The organism is Cedecea sp. VD22 (genome assembly GCF_037150195.1).
Lineage (GTDB): Bacteria > Pseudomonadota > Gammaproteobacteria > Enterobacterales > Enterobacteriaceae > Cedecea.
In genome coordinates this window covers 481,553-498,261 of record NZ_JBBCPX010000001.1, presented here as the reverse complement: position 1 = coordinate 498,261, position 16,709 = coordinate 481,553, and the positions used below count along the sequence as shown (strand labels likewise).

Genomic DNA, 16,709 nt, shown 5'->3' with positions numbered 1-16,709 from the left:
CAGTGGTATGATTAGCGGGCGGTTAATTTTGGTCTGGTTGCTCAGAGGTGCAGGTTGAAAATCGCTATTTTATCCCGGGATGGAACGCTCTACTCATGCAAGCGCCTGCGCGAGGCGGCAACGCGTCGTGGTCATCAGGTGGAGATCATTGATCCCCTTTCTTGTTATATGAACATTAATCCGGCCGCGCCTTCCGTGCATTACAAGGGGCGTCAACTGCCGCATTATGACGCGGTTATCCCGCGTATTGGCTCGGCTATCACCTTTTACGGCACGGCGGTGCTGCGCCAGTTCGAAATGCTGGGAAGCTACCCGCTGAATGAGTCGGTGGCGATCACTCGCGCGCGGGACAAGCTGCGCTCGCTGCAATTGCTGGCGAAGCAGGGGATTGATTTGCCGGTGACGGGGTTTGCCCACTCGCCGGACGACACCAGCGATCTTATTGATATGGTGGGTGGCGCGCCGCTGGTGGTGAAGCTCGTTGAAGGTACGCAAGGAATTGGCGTTGTGCTGGCTGAAACGCGGCAGGCGGCGGAAAGCGTGATTGATGCGTTTCGCGGTCTTAACGCCCATATTCTGGTGCAGGAATACATCAAAGAAGCGAAGGGCAGAGATATTCGCTGTCTGGTGGTGGGGGATGAGGTTGTGGCCGCCATTGAACGGCAGGCCAAGCCCGGCGATTTCCGCTCAAACCTGCACCGTGGCGGCGTCGCGCATCAGGTCACAATTACCGATCTTGAGCGAGAAGTGGCGCTAAAAGCGGCCAGCACGCTGGGGCTGGATATTGCCGGGGTGGACATTTTACGCGCCGAACGCGGGCCGCTGGTGATGGAAGTGAACGCCTCGCCGGGGCTGGAAGGCATTGAAAACACGAGCGGGGTCGATATCGCCGGACTGATGATCAAATGGATAGAGCGGCAGGCCCGCCCTGGGTACTGTCTTAAAACCGGGGGATAATTACCAAATCGGCGCTAATGCATAGTATGACGTGTCATTTTTGCGTAAGATGGCACGTTAATTTTTGAACAGGTAATGAGGTTTTTGCGTTTATGGATTCACTCGTGGTCCCGACTCTGGACACTTTACGCCGCTGGCTGGATGAAACTGGCGTAACCTTTTTCGAGTGCGATACCTGCCAGGCATTGCATTTGCCCCATATGCAGAACTTCGATGGCGTATACGACGCGAAAATCGATCTCGTGGACAACATTATTCTGTTTTCCGCATTGGCAGAAGTTAAGCCGTCGGCGCTGCTGCCGTTGGCGTCCGATCTCTCCTCGATCAACGCCAGCTCGCTGACGGTGAAAGCGTTTCTCGACATCCAGGATGATAACCTGCCCAAGCTGGTGGTGTGTCAGTCGTTGTCTGCCTCCGTGGGCATTACCCGCGAGCAGTTTGCCGCCTTTGTTCAGCAGAGCGAAGAGCAGGTTTCGATGGTGATCCTCGAGGCTTGCGCTAATCAGCTGCTTTTTGTGGCCGAAGAAGAAGAGCGCGACGGCACAATTATTCACACCCACTCTCTGCACTGATCCTTTCTTTTTTTAACGCAGCGGCCACCAGCGCCGCTGCGTTCTGCATGTTTTTATTCTGTCATAAAGCCGTCACAGCCAGACAAATCCCTGCCATAAGGCGCGTTTTTGCCGCCTGAATAGACGAAAGATGTCTAAAAAGTTGATAAAAGGCGTTTTTTCATCCGGGCTATAGTCGCCAACCCTGGCTACAGTTATTCTTGCTTGGCCGTAAAAACGAGCAACGTCTGCGTGAAGATTACCCAAATTCTTTTTCAGCAGAATGAATAGAGATGCATGAATTTTGCATGCTAAAAAAGCGTGCGGCGAATGCGGATAAGCCACATTGCGTAAATTCGGCTCATTCGAGTCTGGTTTGGCCTTTATTCAGAAGGAATGAAATTATGCTCTACCTACGTAAAAAAGGGTTGTTGGGGATGGTTGCTGGCGCGCTGATGGTGGCTTCTGCCGCCAGCTCTGCCGCCGAACAAAAGACGCTGCACGTTTATAACTGGTCTGACTATATAGCCCCGGATACCCTGGCAAACTTCACGAAAGAGACCGGCATCAAAGTGGTCTACGACGTGTTTGATTCCAACGAAGTGCTGGAAGGGAAGCTGATGGCGGGCAGCACGGGCTATGACCTGGTGGTGCCGTCTTCGCAGTTCCTTGAGCGCCAGGCGCAGGCCGGCATCTTCGAGCCGCTGGATAAAAGCAAACTGCCGAACTACAAAAACCTCGACCCGGAAATGCTCAAGCTGGTGGCGCAAAACGACCACGACAACAAATACGGCATTCCGTACATGATGGTGACGACCGGCATCGGCTACAACGTCGATAAAGTGAAAGCCGTGCTGGGGAAAGACGCACCGGTGGACAGCTGGGATCTGATCTTCAAGCCGGAAAACCTTGAAAAACTGAAAAGCTGTGGCGTGTCGTTCCTGGACGCGCCAAGTGAAATTTACGCGACCGTGTTGCACTACCTGGGCAAAGATCCGAACAGCACCAACGCCGCGGACTACACCGGGGCGGCTAACGATCTGCTGATGAAGCTGCGGCCAAATATTCGTTACTTCCATTCGTCGCAGTACATCAACGACCTTGCCAACGGTGACATCTGCGTGGCGATTGGCTGGTCCGGGGATATTCTGCAGGCGGCAAACCGCGCCAAAGAAGCTAAAAATGGCGTGAATGTTGCTTATTCCATTCCTAAGGAAGGCGCGATGGTCTACTTCGATATGTTTGCCCTGCCGGTAGATGCGAAGAATAAAGACGAAGCGTACCAGTTCCTGAACTACCTGATGAAGCCGGACGTTATCGCCAACATCAGTAATCATATTTACTACGCGAACGCCAACAAAGAAGCTACGCCGTTACTGAGCGAAGAGGTCCGCAGCAATCCGGGAATTTACCCGCCGGCGGATATTCGTGCCAAGTTGTTCACACAAACGGTGATGCCAGCGAAGATTGACCGGGTTATCACCCGCGCGTGGACTAAGGTTAAAACAGGCAAATAGTCCTGTGACACCCTGCACCGGGCGGTTGCACCAGAGTTGTGCAATCGCCCCAGCCTGAACGGAAGCCCTTGTTTCCAGAATGGCGAAAAGTACGGCAACCGGGCCGTATCTTCTTTTTGCTTTTGCCGGAGAGCAACAGAATTGAACGACGCAATCCCTCGCCCGCAGTCCAAAACACCCAAAGCGCTGACGCCGCTGCTGGAAATTCGTAACCTCACTAAATCGTTTGATGGTCAACATGCCGTGGATGACGTCAGTCTGACCATCTACAAAGGCGAAATTTTTGCTTTGCTGGGCGCCTCGGGCTGCGGCAAATCCACGCTGCTGCGCATGCTGGCGGGGTTTGAACAGCCAAGTGCCGGGCAAATCATGCTTGATGGCGTCGATTTGTCGCATGTGCCGCCTTACCAGCGCCCAATCAATATGATGTTCCAGTCCTACGCGCTGTTCCCGCACATGACCGTGGAGCAAAACATCGCCTTTGGCCTGAAGCAGGACAAACTGCCGAAGGCGGAAATTACCAGCCGGGTGGCAGAAATGCTGACCCTGGTACACATGCAGGAGTTCGCCAGGCGCAAGCCTCACCAGCTGTCCGGCGGCCAGCGTCAGCGCGTGGCGTTAGCCCGAAGCCTGGCCAAGCGTCCCAAATTATTGCTGCTCGACGAGCCGATGGGGGCGCTGGATAAAAAGCTCCGTGACCGGATGCAGCTGGAAGTAGTGGACATCCTTGAACGCGTCGGCGTGACCTGCGTGATGGTGACCCACGATCAGGAAGAGGCGATGACCATGGCCGGGCGAATAGCCATCATGAATCGCGGCAAGTTCGTGCAAATTGGCGAGCCGGAAGAGATTTATGAGCACCCAACCACCCGCTATAGCGCAGAGTTTATCGGGTCGGTAAACGTCTTCGAAGGGCTGCTGAAAGAGCGTCAGGACGACGGGCTGGTGATAGACAGCCCTGGACTTGTGCATCCGCTGAAGGTGGATCCTGATGCTTCCGTGGTGGACGGCGTACCGGTCTTCGTTGCGTTGCGCCCGGAAAAGGTGATGCTTTGCGAGGAGCCGCCCGCCGATGGCTATAACTTTGCCGTCGGAGAAGTAGTGCATATCGCCTACCTCGGCGATCTCTCCATCTACCACGTTCGGCTGAAAAGTGGGCAGATGATCAGCGCCCAGCTGCAAAATGAGCACCGCTACCGTAAAGGAGCGCCCACCTGGGGGGATGAAGTTCGCCTGTGCTGGGATGCCGACAGCTGCGTGGTTCTGACGGTTTAAGGGGGCAAGATGACAACACTTTCTGAAGGCCCGGCAGAGACGGCGGTTCCTCAGCCCTCGGGCGTGAAGCGTTTGCTTGCCCGTTTGCAGATGGCGCACGGGCGCAAGCTGGCGATCGCGCTGCCCTATTTGTGGCTGATCCTGCTGTTTATGCTGCCGTTCCTGATCGTCTTTAAGATCAGTTTTTCGGAAATAGCCCGGGCGATCCCGCCTTACAGCGATCTGGTAAGCTGGGCCGATGGCCAGCTGTCGATCACCCTGAATCTGGCGAACTACTTCCAGCTGACGGACGATCCGCTCTACTTCGAGGCTTATCTGCAATCTTTGCAGGTCGCTGCGGTGTCAACGCTGTGCTGCCTGGCGCTGGGCTATCCGCTCGCGTGGGCGGTGGCACACAGTAAACCCTCAACGCGAAACATCCTGCTGTTGCTGGTGATCCTGCCTTCATGGACCTCGTTCCTGATCCGCGTGTATGCGTGGATGGGCATCCTGAAAAACAACGGCATATTGAATAACGTGCTGCTTTGGCTCGGGGTTATCGACCAGCCGCTGACGATCCTGCACACCAACCTTGCAGTCTACATCGGGGTAGTTTATGCCTACCTGCCTTTCATGGTGCTGCCGATTTATACCGCGCTAACGCGCATAGATTATTCGCTGGTGGAGGCTTCGTTAGATCTCGGCGCGCGGCCGCTGAAAACGTTCTTCAGCGTGATTGTGCCGTTGACCAAAGGCGGGATTATTGCCGGTTCGATGCTGGTGTTTATTCCGGCGGTAGGGGAGTTTGTTATCCCGGAACTGCTCGGCGGGCCGGACAGCATCATGATTGGCCGCGTCCTGTGGCAGGAATTCTTTAATAACCGCGACTGGCCGGTGGCCTCAGCCGTGGCGATTATCATGCTTCTGCTGCTGATCGTGCCGATCATGTGGTTCCACAAATACCAGAACAAAGCGGGGGAGGACCACGCATGAACAACTTACCGGTTGTGCGCTCTCCGTGGCGTATTTTGATTCTGGTGATTGGCTTTACCTTCCTGTATGCGCCCATGCTGATGCTGGTTATCTACTCGTTTAACAGCTCTAAGCTGGTGACGGTGTGGGCCGGCTGGTCAACGCGCTGGTACGGGGAGCTGTTCCGGGATTCGGCGATGATGAACGCCGTTGGCCTGAGCCTGACCATTGCTGCGGCGGCCGCCACGATGGCCGTTATCCTGGGGACGATTGCTGCCGTGGTGATGGTGCGTTTTGGTCGCTTTCGTGGCTCAACCGGCTTTGCCTTTATGCTAACGGCACCGCTGGTGATGCCGGATGTGATCACCGGGCTTTCGCTACTGCTGCTGTTCGTGGCGCTGGCGCACGCGATTGGCTGGCCGAGCGACAGGGGAATGCTTACCATCTGGCTGGCGCATGTGACGTTCTGCACCGCCTATGTTGCGGTTGTCATTAGCTCACGCCTGCGGGAACTGGACCGCTCCATTGAAGAAGCGGCGATGGATCTGGGGGCGACGCCGCTGAAAGTGTTCTTTGTGATCACCGTGCCGATGATCTCGCCCGCCATTATCTCCGGCTGGCTGCTGGCGTTCACGCTTTCGCTTGATGACCTGGTTATCGCCAGCTTCGTGTCCGGGCCGGGTGCGACCACGCTGCCGATGCTGGTGTTCTCGAACGTGCGCATGGGGGTTAACCCGGAAATTAACGCCCTGGCGTCCATTATTCTCGGCGTTGTGGGCGTTATCGGCTTGATTGCATGGTGGTTTATGGCGCGGGCAGAAAAGCAGCGGCTGCGCGATATCCAGAGTGCAAGACGTGGTTAAAACGCCTAAAATCTGCAATGATGTGCCTCCGGTGCCGCGCTTGTCGCGGCACCGTGACGTAAGGAACGCGAGGTTGTGGAAATTATCAGGAAACAGCGGTCATCCCATGCAAAATTAAACGTCCCCACGCTGGTGATGGTGGCGGCTATCGGCATCGTCACTACCCGATGCCTCGACCTGCTGCTGCTGTTTAATATGCTCGGAGTTAGCGGGGTGATGGATTTTGTCCATCGCAGCGTGCAAACCTGGCCCCTGACGCTGGTTTTTCTCGGCAGCCTGTTGATGCTGTTTGTCGAACTGCGTTGCGCGTTCGTCATCGTCAAAGGGCGTAACTGGGGACGCTGGCTGTTCCTGCTGACCCAAATTATTTCCGTGACCTGGTTGTCTCTGTCCTCCCTGGGCTGGGGATACCCTGAATTATTCAGCGTTGCCGGGGGCACTAAGCGCGAGATCTTCCGTTCGCTGTTTACCCAAAAGCTGCCCGATATTCTGGTGCTGATTTTGCTGTTTGTCCCCGCCCGCAGCCGGCTTTTTTTCAGACTTCAGTAAGCGCGGAGTGCTACAATCTGCGCCCTCGTTTTTTCTCAGGGTTTTTCTATGCAATGCGCGCTCTATGATGCCGGCCGCTGTCGTTCCTGCCAGTGGATTGAACAACCGGTGGAAGACCAGCTTCTCGCTAAAATGACCGATCTCCGGCAGCTGCTGGAAGGCATTGCCGTGGGCGAGTGGTGCCAGCCGGTCAGCGGCCCTGAGCAGGCATTTCGCAACAAAGCTAAAATGGTGGTTAGCGGCAGCGTGGAAAAACCGCTGCTGGGGATGTTACACCGCGACGGCACGCCCGAGGATTTAACCGACTGCCCGCTGTATCCTGTTTCATTTGAGCCTGTTTTTGCGGCATTGAAGCCCTTTATTGCCCGTGCGGGATTAACGCCCTACAGCGTGGCGCGTAAGCGTGGAGAGCTGAAGTATCTCCTGCTGACCGAAAGCCTGGCGGATGGCGGCATGATGCTGCGCTTTGTGCTGCGTTCGGAAAGCAAGCTGGGGCAGTTGCGAGCGGCGCTGCCGTGGTTACAGCAGCAACTCCCTCAGCTCAAGGTGATTTCGGCCAACATTCAGCCCGTACACATGGCGATTATGGAAGGCGAGCAGGAAATTCTGCTGACCGAACAGCGTGCGCTCGAAGAGGTTTTCAACGGCGTACCGCTCTATATTCGTCCGCAAAGTTTCTTCCAGACTAACCCTCAGGTTGCTTCCCGGTTGTATGCCACCGCCCGTGACTGGGTGCGCGCGCTACCCGTCAACCATATGTGGGATCTGTTCTGCGGCGTGGGAGGTTTTGGCCTGCACTGCGCCACGCCGGAGATGAAGCTTACCGGGATTGAAATTGCCCCGGAGGCGATAGCCAGCGCACAGCAGTCGGCTGAAAAACTGGGCCTGCATAATATTCATTTTCAGGCGCTGGATTCCACTCAGTTTGCCGTCGCCCAGCAGGATATCCCGCAGCTGGTTTTGGTGAACCCGCCGCGCCGTGGGATCGGTAAAGCGCTGTGCGATTATCTGACGCAGATGGCTCCGGCGTTTATCGTCTACTCAAGCTGCAACGCGCAGACCATGGCGAAGGATATTCAGATGCTGCCGGGTTATCGCGTGGTGCGTACCCAGCTGTTTGATATGTTCCCGCATACTTCGCATTACGAAGTGTTGACGCTTCTGGTCCGGGACTAACATTTGGGAAGCGGAAGCCGCCGGGTTGGTGCCGTCACGATGCGTGTTTCCGCTTTTATATGTAGCCGTTAAGACTGTCAGAAGCCAGTAATCATGATATCACCCAGCCTGTGTTTAATGACGTTCATCTCTTTGATAAATAATGTGTTCCAATTTTTTGAACCATCTTTAAACAATTTAGCAACTTGCTGACGTAAGGGCAGCTCAGGCATTTCCGTTTCAGAAATCTCAATAGCGTTGCTGAGCATTTTGTTATTTTCAAGCATCAGTCCCAGTTCCCATGGGCTGGCGAAATGAACGGGATTGGTCGCTTTGTCGCTATACCAGATGCTAATACTGCCTGTGGGTGAGGAGGCCAGAGCCTGCATGCCCTGAAGCACAATTTTTAGATAACGGCGGGTAGCTTTTAATGCCACCGACTGATTCATTTTTTCCTCTAAATTTTTCAATCGCAGGGAATCATTGGCGAGTGGAAGCTGCCTGAACAAAATGTCATGTGCCTTTGAAACATAAGTTTCCTGCGAGGATATGGCTTCAATCAATGCGGCCAGCGTTAAAGATGTATCGATAACGTCAGGTTCAGTAGAAACATATTTGTCGAGCGCCGCGTCAAGTTTTTCATTTACTTCCAACTGGTAGATAAAGTCTCTTGTAGCGGCATGACTGCTGAGATATTTGGTGTTGGCCAACTGTTCGTTGTGCCCTTCAATAGGCAGTACCAGCAGACGGGATTTACATGGAGTATTACGATGTAAGTAACTGAATTCTCCGTTGGTACCAGCCCCTGCGGTGGTAATGCCATCAGCATCGGCCAGGTAGGCCAGATGCAGTGCGTTATAGTTTCCAACTGCTTTTGCACCGCAGAATAAAAATATGCGCCGGGAATAATGCTCATCGTTCTGACTGATTTTAGACAGAACATGCTGGGCAATGAGATTGCTTTTCTTATGCGCGTAAACATAAACAATGTTGCGTAGAGCCATGTTTGCCATGCATCTGCTCCCTGCTATCACTCCCGCAAAGAGAGCACCGCTCCCTAAGGCACTCGCGACCGCATTCAAGGGGAGAGCGTGAGCCTGCAGCAATTGAATAATTTTCGTATGTGCTTCTCTTATTCCGCTGGCGGAGGTGATCCGCAGCATGTCGGCGGTAGATTTGACCGAACTCAGCGTATTTTTTTCGCCAAGGGATATATGAGAAATATTTTCGAAAGTACCGCCCAATACCTTTGCTAACAACGCATATTTTGGCAGTAAGTTCATTGCCGAATTTTTGGGATCCAGCAGAATGGCGTGATTTTGCTGATCCAGACGGTGTATAGCCGGCACGCCAGCTTTGGCGGCTGATTTTTGCAGGGAATAATCCATATCAGTAAGTACATAGATACGTTTTTGAAACGCTTTTATGTCGAGATATTTTTTCAGATGGCTAAAAAGATCGGCGCTTTCAATAACGGGAAGTTTATTGATGTCGAGGATATTACTAAGAAACGTTTCCGGGGATAGGGTTCGCGTACGATGAGATATATCAGGTAGTAAGGCGGGACGATTGTTGCGATATCGTAAAGGGTTACTGGCCAGTCTTTCAAGTATTTTTGCATCGTCTGACCCTCCAGTTTTATCATCCAGATAACCGTAGACGGGCTTAGTTGACTCTGTCAGTAAGACGTGAATTCCTCGGCTTGCCAGCTTATTTGCAAGCGTCTGCAGTTCTCCCCGGCGCTGGACATTCTCCCAGGCGGGAGGTGCATGAAATATTACTATGGAGTCTTTAGGTAGCGTGTCTTGCTGAAGGGCATGATCGATTATTTGTAATAGTCGACCGGTATGCCCTCCACCCGTAGGCGAATAGCCGACGATTAGGAGCTTTGTTGTTTTTTCCAGATTAAATTGAGTTAATAGACGCGAAAGTGAGGATGCAGCAAGTGGCATAATTATCGTACCTCATCGATATTTCATTGTGGGCGCATTCCAGCCGGTGAACCGGTCGGAATTAGTTATCATTAACGATTCACTGAGCGGGCGATTCGGCTGTAGGTATGCCTGACTCCTCTGATAGCTATCCCGTAGGCGAAAATATTTTCTGGCAGCGCGATCCCCATATAACCGGTATCGCCAATATGATGCAGATCGGCACCGGCCATTTTGCTCATCAAGGCTATCTGGCGAACGGTATCCCGATCGGCACCTTCCTGAGAGGTACCAATAGCCGTCATTGCCATCATGCCGGCCGAGTGTGCGCAGCGAATTAGTGAGCTGGCTGCCTCAATACTCATGCCCGGTACAGTACCCGGGGCTGGGATCAGCGCAATATCAACGCCCTGGCGGGCAAATTCATGGAGATCGCTTTCATTTATAATGGCTGCACCGCTTTCCTGGACCACGCCCGCACCGTGCATTTTTCCACTGATAATGACGGCCTCGTCGCCAATGGCACTGCGGATTTTTCCTGCCGACTGAGCCAGAGCCATATTGCTGACGCCATTGTTTGGGTTACCAGTAAGAACTAAAATTTTTGCCCCCATCTGTACCAATTTGCGGGCATTCTCAGGTGTCGCCGCACGGCCTGGCTTCATTTTCCATAACTCATCATGTTCCGTGGCAAACCGTGGATCGACGGCTTCGAGATTGACGCCAATTACGCGGCCGGTTAGCTGTTGGAGCACATGTAAGGTCTGTGCCGGATCAATATCACCCGGCATGCCCTGTATCAAAGGTTGTTGGCAGTCGAACATATTGATCAGCAGAATATCGGCACCCTGAGAGGCTGCAAGTTCAGCATTCGTGATGTTCGCGAGCAGAGGTGGAGTGATAGCGATGGTTTCACTGACCATGACCCGACCCTCGCTAGCGCGGATAGCGTGAAGTAGCTGCGGTTTGGTGAGCGCAGCCAGCTCAGAAGCACTGCAGTCGAGTAAACGTTTCGATGTCATCATAGATTTCCTCATTGGCGCAGTAGTTAACGAAATCCTCCTGCGTTCTGCAGGGTATTTGTGTGGGAAAAAAACGGTATTTCACCGTAATAAACGTTCCTGCATAAAAACCATTTTCAAATTCAAATGTTCACTATGTACCGGTTGTGTACCACTTGTGTACCATAATGGTAATGTGGGGAATTTTCATACTTATTTTGTCTTTTTTGTGATCTTGTACGGCTCTTTAGATCGCCAGAACGATCAAAAATCACGTCGTTGATATTTGTGTTGTTAATAAGTGGTATAGTTGAATCGCTACCTGGCAAACTGGACGTAAAGAGAATGAAGTTGTTGCAACCTGCTGATTTAAAAATCGATGGTTCAAATGCCATGCCGCTGTATCTGCAACTGGCGAATGAGATCCAGCGCGTGATTGATGAAGGTCAGCTTCGCCCTGGAGATGCATTGCCTTCAGAGCGCACGCTGATGGAGGCGTTAGGTATTTCTCGGGGGACCACCAGAAAAGCTATTGAGCAGCTTATCGAGGATCGAAGCCTTGTCCGAAATCCTGGATCCGGGACCTATGTTGCTCCTCACGTTCGCCAGTCATTAGTCCAGCTGGAGAGTTTCAGTGAAATAGCCTTTGCCAGCGGGGGGGAGGCACAAAGCGAATTGGTGGGCTATGTTCGTCGAGCTGCGACTGAAAAAGAACAACAATTTTTACAGCTCGCAGAAAGTCATAAAGATATTGTCGAGCTGACGCGCCTGCGTAAAATTAGTGGCACCGTCGTTTCGGTGCAGAGGGCGATATTACCCGCGCCGTTGCTGAATAAAATCAACGAATTGAATGAATCGCTCTATCGCTATCTTGAGGAAAAAGGCGTCCCGGTGTTATCAGCCACCCAAAAATTTAGCGCAGTTGCCGCAGATAAGCACTTGGCCTATTACCTGAATATCTCGGAACGCGATCCTATATTATTGGTCACCCGTATCGGGTATAGCCATAATAATATTCCCGTGGAATATACGCAGACATGGTGTCTGAACGAATATTACGATTTCAAAATTGAACTCAAAACGACAGGTAAATAATCCATCAGGAAAATAAAATGCTACCCATTAGTGCCAGCATAATGTTATTTATTTTAAATTACCTGATGAATAAATATTATTTATCCAGAAGGGGATTTTATTATTCAGATTATTTTTTTTGTATTCAGAATAACTAGCGTCGAGCATGTGGCTTGCCGATTAGATGAGTGGCGGCTCGCAGATGTGAGCAGGGATAAACCTGAGAGTGTGTTGCAACCTCTCAGGTTAGAAGAATAGCTAATATAGATCAGGCTAATAACCGGGTACGAAAGGCCATCATTTATAATGAATACAGGAGTTATCAGCCTGGGAACCACTGAGTACTGATCTTCTGGTAAGTCCCGTCCGCTTTAATCGCCGCCAGCGCGTCGTTCAGCTTCTTCAGCAGGGCCTGATTATCCGGGCGAACCGCAATCCCTAAACCGGTGCCAAAGTACTGTGAGTCGGTCACATGCTTGCCCACGGTGCCCAGCTGCGGATTGGTCTTCAGCCATTCGTTCACCACGGCGGTATCGCCAAACACGCCATCAATACGGCCATTTTTCAGGTCAATAATCGCGTTCTGGTAACTGTCGTAGGAGACGGTTTTGATCTCAGGATGTTTATCCTGCAGGTATTTCTGGTGCGTGGTGCCGTTTTCCATCCCGATACGTTTGCCTTTGAGATCGTCCAGCGAAGCAAACTGGCCTTTTTTCGCAATCACCACCGCCGAGTTGGCGTAGTAAGGGTTGGTAAAGGCGACCTGTTTGGCACGCTCAGGTGTGATATCCATCCCGGAAATCACCGCGTCGTATTTACGAAACTTCAGGGAAGGGATCAGGCTGTCAAATGCGTGGTTGGTGAAGGTACATTCTGCCTGCATTTGTTTGCATAATGCTTTGGCCAGATCGATATCGAAACCGACGATCTGATTGCTGGCGTCCAGAGATTCAAAAGGAGGATAGGTTGCCGAAGAGCCGAAGTTGATTTTCTCCGCTGCGGCCGCGCTGAATGCGGTTGTAGCGAACATGGCGGCTAACAGTAACTTTTTCATGCGTGTTGCTCCTGTCTGTCAATATTGTTTTAAGTCGCCGTTTCCGGGCGTCAAACCACCATGCCAAAGAGTGAATTTATATGCAATAAAAATGTATATTTATAATTAAATGAGCGTAAAAAAAGCGGGTTGCCCCGCTTTGTCTGTTAGCTTGTCTAGCTGCGATGTTCAAAGGCCAGTGCCCGGCGTTCAATCAGGCGCATCAGCAAGGTAAGCAGCCCGTTGACGATGAGGTAGACCAGACCGGCTGCGCCGAAAACCGCCACATCATAGGTGCGGCCATACAGAAGCTGCCCGTAGCCCATCACTTCCATCAGCGTAATGGTGTAGGCCAGCGAGGTGCTCTTGAACACCAGCACGACTTCGTTCGAGTAAGAAGAGAGTGCGCGCTTGAAGGCGTACGGCAACAGGATGGCCAGCGTATCTTTCTTGCTCATCCCTAAGGCGCTGCAGGACTGCCACTGACCCTCCGGTATAGCGCGAATTGCCCCGTAAAACAGCTGCGTGGTGTACGCGGCGCTGTTCAGAGAGAGCGCAATCAACGCGCACAGCCACGGTTCGGAAAGCAGATGCCACAGCACCGGATAATGCTGAAGCGACGGGAACTGCCCTGGACCGTAGTAAATCAGGAAGATCTGCACCAGCAGCGGCGTGCCGGTAAACAGCGTGATGTAGGCGCGCACAATATGCACCAGCCCCGGCGTTTTCAGCGTCAGAACAATGGTGAACAGCAGCGACAGCACGAGCGCAACGGCAATGGAAGCGGCGGTGAGCGTCAGGCTGGTGTGCAGACCCTTCATCAGCTCCGGTAAATACTCGAGCATCAGCCAGGTCTCCGTTCAAAGCGCGTGGCGCGCAGGTCAATGCGCTTCAGGATGTACTGACTCAGCAGGGTGATGACCAGATAAATCGCCGCCGCAATCACATACCAGGTAAACGGCTCCTGGGTGCGCGTGGCGATACTTTTGGTTTGCAGCATCAGGTCATTCACGCTGATAAGCGACACCAGCGCGGTGTCTTTCAGCAGCACCAGCCACTGGTTACCGAGGCCCGGCAGCGCGTGACGCCACATCTGCGGCATGACCAGCCGGAAGAAAATCGCAGTTTTGGATAAACCCAGCGCCTGGCCCGATTCCCACTGCCCAACCGGCACCGCTTTCAGCGCGCCGCGCAGCGTCTGTGACGCGTAGGCGGAATAGAGCAGGGAGAGGGCAATCACGCCACAGAGAAACGGGCTGACGTCAAAGTTCTCAATCTCCATTTTGACCGGGATCGCGGTAAAACCGAGGTTGAGGGTGAAGCCATCAGAGAGTATCAGCAGCAGCTGGGAGGAGCCGAAGTAGATAAACAGCACCACCAGGATTTCAGGCAGGCCGCGGAAAAGCGTGACTACCCCGGAGCCTATCCATGCCACCGGGCGCCATTTGGCGGATTCCCAGACGGCAAAAATCATCGCCAGCACGAGGCCGACGATGAGGGCACAAACGGCAAGGCCGACGGTCATCCCGGCGGCGCTTGCTAATGGAAACAATTCGTTCATCGAGTCGATTACTTCTGGAACCATTTGTCGTAGATGGCTTTGTAGGTGCCATCTTGTTTCACTTTATCCAGCGCGGCGTTGAATTTGCTCTGCAGGTCAGTGTTGCCCTGGCGCAGGGCGATGCCGAGGCCGGTGCCGAAGTAATCTTTGTCGGTCACTTTGTCACCCACGGCAACCAGTTCCGGGCTGGCTTTCAGCCACTCGGTCACCACGGCGGTGTCGCCGAAGACCGCGTCGATACGACCGTTCTGCAGATCCAGCTTAGCGTTCTGGTAGCTGTCGTAAGGCACGGTGGTGATTTCCGGGTGTTTGTCGGTGATGTATTTCTGGTGGGTGGTGCCGTTCTGGATGCCCACTTTTTTGCCTTTCAGCGCGGCAATATCAGCGTACTTGCCCTTCACGCCAACGAACAGCGCGGAGTTGTCATAGTAAGGTTTAGTGAACAGTACTTGTTTTTCACGCTCAGGGGTGATGTCCATCCCCGCCATTACCGCGTCAATACGGCGGAATTTCAGGCTTGGGATCAGGCTGTCGAAGGCCTGGTTGGTGAAGGTACAGGTGGCATCGATCTGCTTGCACAGGGCGTTAGCGAGATCAACGTCAAAGCCGACGATCTTGTTGTTGGCGTCGATAGACTCAAACGGAGGGTAAGAGGCTTCGGTAGCAAAACGGATAGTCTGTGCGGCGGTAGCAGAAAGGCTCAGAGTGGCTAAAAGAGTGGCCAGCAAAACTTTTTTCATTGTCGTTTTCCCGTTCAACATCAGTGAGAGAGATAGAATTTAAACGCATCGGTTTGCGGGTTAGCAAAGCAGCTGGCATCACCTTGTTCGATGATGTGGCCGTTTTCCATATACACCACGCGGCTGGCGGTTTTACGCGCCACTTCTACTTCATGGGTCACGATGACCTGAGTAATGTTGGTTTCCGCCAGTTCGCGGATAATGCTGACGATCTGCGCGGTGATTTCCGGATCCAGAGCGGCGGTAGGCTCATCAAACAGCAGAATCTGCGGCTCCATCATCAGGGCGCGGGCAATGGCAACGCGCTGCTGCTGACCACCGGAAAGGTGCAGCGGATAGCGGTCCATGTACGGCTTCAGGCGCAGGCGTTCAAGCAGTTTATCGGCGCGTTCACGCGCCCGATCTTTGCTTAATCCAAGCACGCGGCACGGTGCTTCAATCAGGTTTTGCAGCACGGTTAAGTGCGGCCACAGATTGTATTGCTGGAAGACCATGCCGACGTTCTGGCGCAGATCGCGAATCGCTTTGTCGCTGGGGGCTTTGGCAAAATCGAAAGTTGTGCCCGCAATGCTCAGCTTACCGGAACGCGGCATCTCAAGCAGGTTAAGGACGCGCAGCAGAGAACTCTTACCGGCGCCGCTCGGGCCCAGCAATACCAGCGTCTCGCCCTGCGGGCAATGTAGTGTGATATCGAACAGCGCCTGATGGGCACCGTAAAAGCAATTAATGCTGTCTAGTTGAATACTCATGCGCTGAAGTTGAATAGCAATTGAGGCCGCAAAGGGTACCTTTAACAGAATAGTTATGCAATCTTTGTGCGTTAAAACTTATAAGCAACCACTTACACTGCCTAAAGTTAGCACAAAATAGTGAGGCGGGTGGTGGCTAAGTATAAAAAACCGGGATCCCTGAATATACCAGATTATTTACAGGGGTTACGTTTCTTCCACCCGCATAGCGTCAGAATAAATTGCCGCTATTTGCCTTCAACTGCCTGACGCAGCGTGCCGGTTGGTGCATGGCTCGCCGCGCCGAGGTAACGCACATCGTCCACTGCCCAGCATTGGCCTTCACGGACCATCAACACTTCATCTTTCCAGGTCTGGCTGCCGCGGGTCAGCTCGACGCGCAGAGGAATATTTCGCGCATCGGTGTTGGGGATAGTTGACGCCGAAGCCACGCTGGCTTTGTCAGGGCCTTCAGACTGGCTGGAGAAGATATCGCTGCGGGTAAACGCGCTTTGCGCCGCCGGAGAGGTGCTGGATTTTTGCAGAAGCTGGTACAGGGAATCGCTCAGATAGGGGCGCAACGCGGCAACGGAACTCAGGCCTTCGCCCTTGTGCGCGATACGGTAATCATAGAACTGCTGAGCGACATCATCCGGGCCGCCGCTGATGCAGGGGCCGCTGCGGGTGCCGATGTCTTTGAAGGCCGGAGTGACGGTGGTACAGGCCGACAACACCAGCGCACAGGGGAGAAGAGCCAAAGCTGAGCTGCGCATTTTTATTTCCTTATTTTCTCAGGAGGACTACCTTAGCATAGCGTATTGGC

Annotated in this window: 17 protein-coding genes; 9 read left to right on the top strand and 8 right to left on the bottom strand. The window is 53.1% G+C overall.

All coding sequences use genetic code 11. The annotated features are described in order from the left end of the window. Positions 1-54: 54 nt before the first annotated feature. The 8 genes from rimK (at position 55) to rlmC (ending at position 7,839) form a co-directional block, all read left to right on the top strand. Complete coding sequence (gene rimK / locus WFK85_RS02415; protein WP_008461057.1) at positions 55-957, top strand: 30S ribosomal protein S6--L-glutamate ligase; 903 nt, start codon at positions 55-57, stop codon at positions 955-957. Between the two features lie 92 nt (positions 958-1,049). Next, positions 1,050-1,529 carry a YbjN domain-containing protein gene (locus WFK85_RS02410; RefSeq protein ID WP_008461058.1) on the top strand — a complete coding sequence of 160 codons (480 nt, stop codon included), beginning with the start codon at positions 1,050-1,052 and terminating at the stop codon, positions 1,527-1,529. 383 nt (positions 1,530-1,912) lie between these two features. Continuing rightward, entirely contained in the window at positions 1,913-3,025 is a 1,113-nt protein-coding gene (gene potF / locus WFK85_RS02405) for a spermidine/putrescine ABC transporter substrate-binding protein PotF (RefSeq protein ID WP_008461059.1), read from the top strand. 141 nt (positions 3,026-3,166) lie between these two features. Next, positions 3,167-4,300: a putrescine ABC transporter ATP-binding subunit PotG gene (potG, locus tag WFK85_RS02400; RefSeq protein WP_166995454.1), complete on the top strand. Its 1,134-nt coding sequence runs from the start codon at positions 3,167-3,169 to the stop codon at positions 4,298-4,300. Positions 4,301-4,309: 9 nt separating this feature from the next. Then, positions 4,310-5,272, top strand: coding sequence for a putrescine ABC transporter permease PotH (gene potH / locus WFK85_RS02395; RefSeq protein WP_008461062.1), 963 nt, complete (start codon positions 4,310-4,312; stop codon positions 5,270-5,272). Further along, positions 5,269-6,114, top strand: a complete 846-nt coding sequence (gene potI / locus WFK85_RS02390; protein WP_008461065.1) for a putrescine ABC transporter permease PotI — start codon at positions 5,269-5,271, stop codon at positions 6,112-6,114. The genes potH and potI overlap by 4 nt, the downstream gene beginning before the upstream one ends. 75 nt (positions 6,115-6,189) lie before the next feature. After that, complete coding sequence (locus WFK85_RS02385; RefSeq protein ID WP_166995456.1) at positions 6,190-6,663, top strand: YbjO family protein; 474 nt, start codon at positions 6,190-6,192, stop codon at positions 6,661-6,663. A gap of 48 nt (positions 6,664-6,711) precedes the next feature. Then, the gene (rlmC, locus tag WFK85_RS02380; protein WP_166995457.1) at positions 6,712-7,839 is read left to right on the top strand and encodes a 23S rRNA (uracil(747)-C(5))-methyltransferase RlmC; all 1,128 of its coding nucleotides are present in this window, start codon (positions 6,712-6,714) and stop codon (positions 7,837-7,839) included. Positions 7,840-7,916: 77 nt separating this feature from the next. Here the strand turns inward: rlmC and WFK85_RS02375 are convergent, their stop codons facing one another. Both WFK85_RS02375 and WFK85_RS02370 read right to left on the bottom strand, forming a co-directional pair. Beyond that, positions 7,917-9,770 carry a hypothetical protein gene (locus WFK85_RS02375; RefSeq protein ID WP_336708540.1) on the bottom strand — a complete coding sequence of 618 codons (1,854 nt, stop codon included), beginning with the start codon at positions 9,768-9,770 and terminating at the stop codon, positions 7,917-7,919. 71 nt (positions 9,771-9,841) lie between these two features. Beyond that, complete coding sequence (locus WFK85_RS02370; protein WP_166995564.1) at positions 9,842-10,771, bottom strand: DUF7916 family protein; 930 nt, start codon at positions 10,769-10,771, stop codon at positions 9,842-9,844. 324 nt (positions 10,772-11,095) lie between these two features. On the opposite strand from WFK85_RS02370, the gene WFK85_RS02365 reads away from it, so the two are divergent. After that, positions 11,096-11,845 carry a GntR family transcriptional regulator gene (locus WFK85_RS02365; protein WP_008461071.1) on the top strand — a complete coding sequence of 250 codons (750 nt, stop codon included), beginning with the start codon at positions 11,096-11,098 and terminating at the stop codon, positions 11,843-11,845. A gap of 301 nt (positions 11,846-12,146) precedes the next feature. Here the strand turns inward: WFK85_RS02365 and artJ (WFK85_RS02360) are convergent, their stop codons facing one another. From artJ (WFK85_RS02360) to WFK85_RS02335, 6 genes are all read right to left on the bottom strand, one after another. Then, positions 12,147-12,878, bottom strand: coding sequence for an arginine ABC transporter substrate-binding protein ArtJ (artJ, locus tag WFK85_RS02360; protein ID WP_008461072.1), 732 nt, complete (start codon positions 12,876-12,878; stop codon positions 12,147-12,149). A gap of 155 nt (positions 12,879-13,033) precedes the next feature. Then, positions 13,034-13,702, bottom strand: a complete 669-nt coding sequence (gene artM / locus WFK85_RS02355; protein WP_008461074.1) for an arginine ABC transporter permease ArtM — start codon at positions 13,700-13,702, stop codon at positions 13,034-13,036. Then, positions 13,702-14,418, bottom strand: coding sequence for an arginine ABC transporter permease ArtQ (gene artQ, locus WFK85_RS02350; RefSeq protein ID WP_008461075.1), 717 nt, complete (start codon positions 14,416-14,418; stop codon positions 13,702-13,704). The genes artM and artQ overlap by 1 nt, the downstream gene beginning before the upstream one ends. Before the next feature lie 8 nt (positions 14,419-14,426). After that, positions 14,427-15,158, bottom strand: coding sequence for an arginine ABC transporter substrate-binding protein (gene artJ, locus WFK85_RS02345; RefSeq protein ID WP_008461077.1), 732 nt, complete (start codon positions 15,156-15,158; stop codon positions 14,427-14,429). A 20-nt stretch (positions 15,159-15,178) separates the two neighbouring features. Next, entirely contained in the window at positions 15,179-15,907 is a 729-nt protein-coding gene (gene artP, locus WFK85_RS02340) for an arginine ABC transporter ATP-binding protein ArtP (protein ID WP_008461079.1), read from the bottom strand. 227 nt (positions 15,908-16,134) lie between these two features. Continuing rightward, positions 16,135-16,659, bottom strand: coding sequence for a lipoprotein (locus tag WFK85_RS02335; RefSeq protein ID WP_166995460.1), 525 nt, complete (start codon positions 16,657-16,659; stop codon positions 16,135-16,137). Positions 16,660-16,709 lie beyond the last annotated feature (50 nt).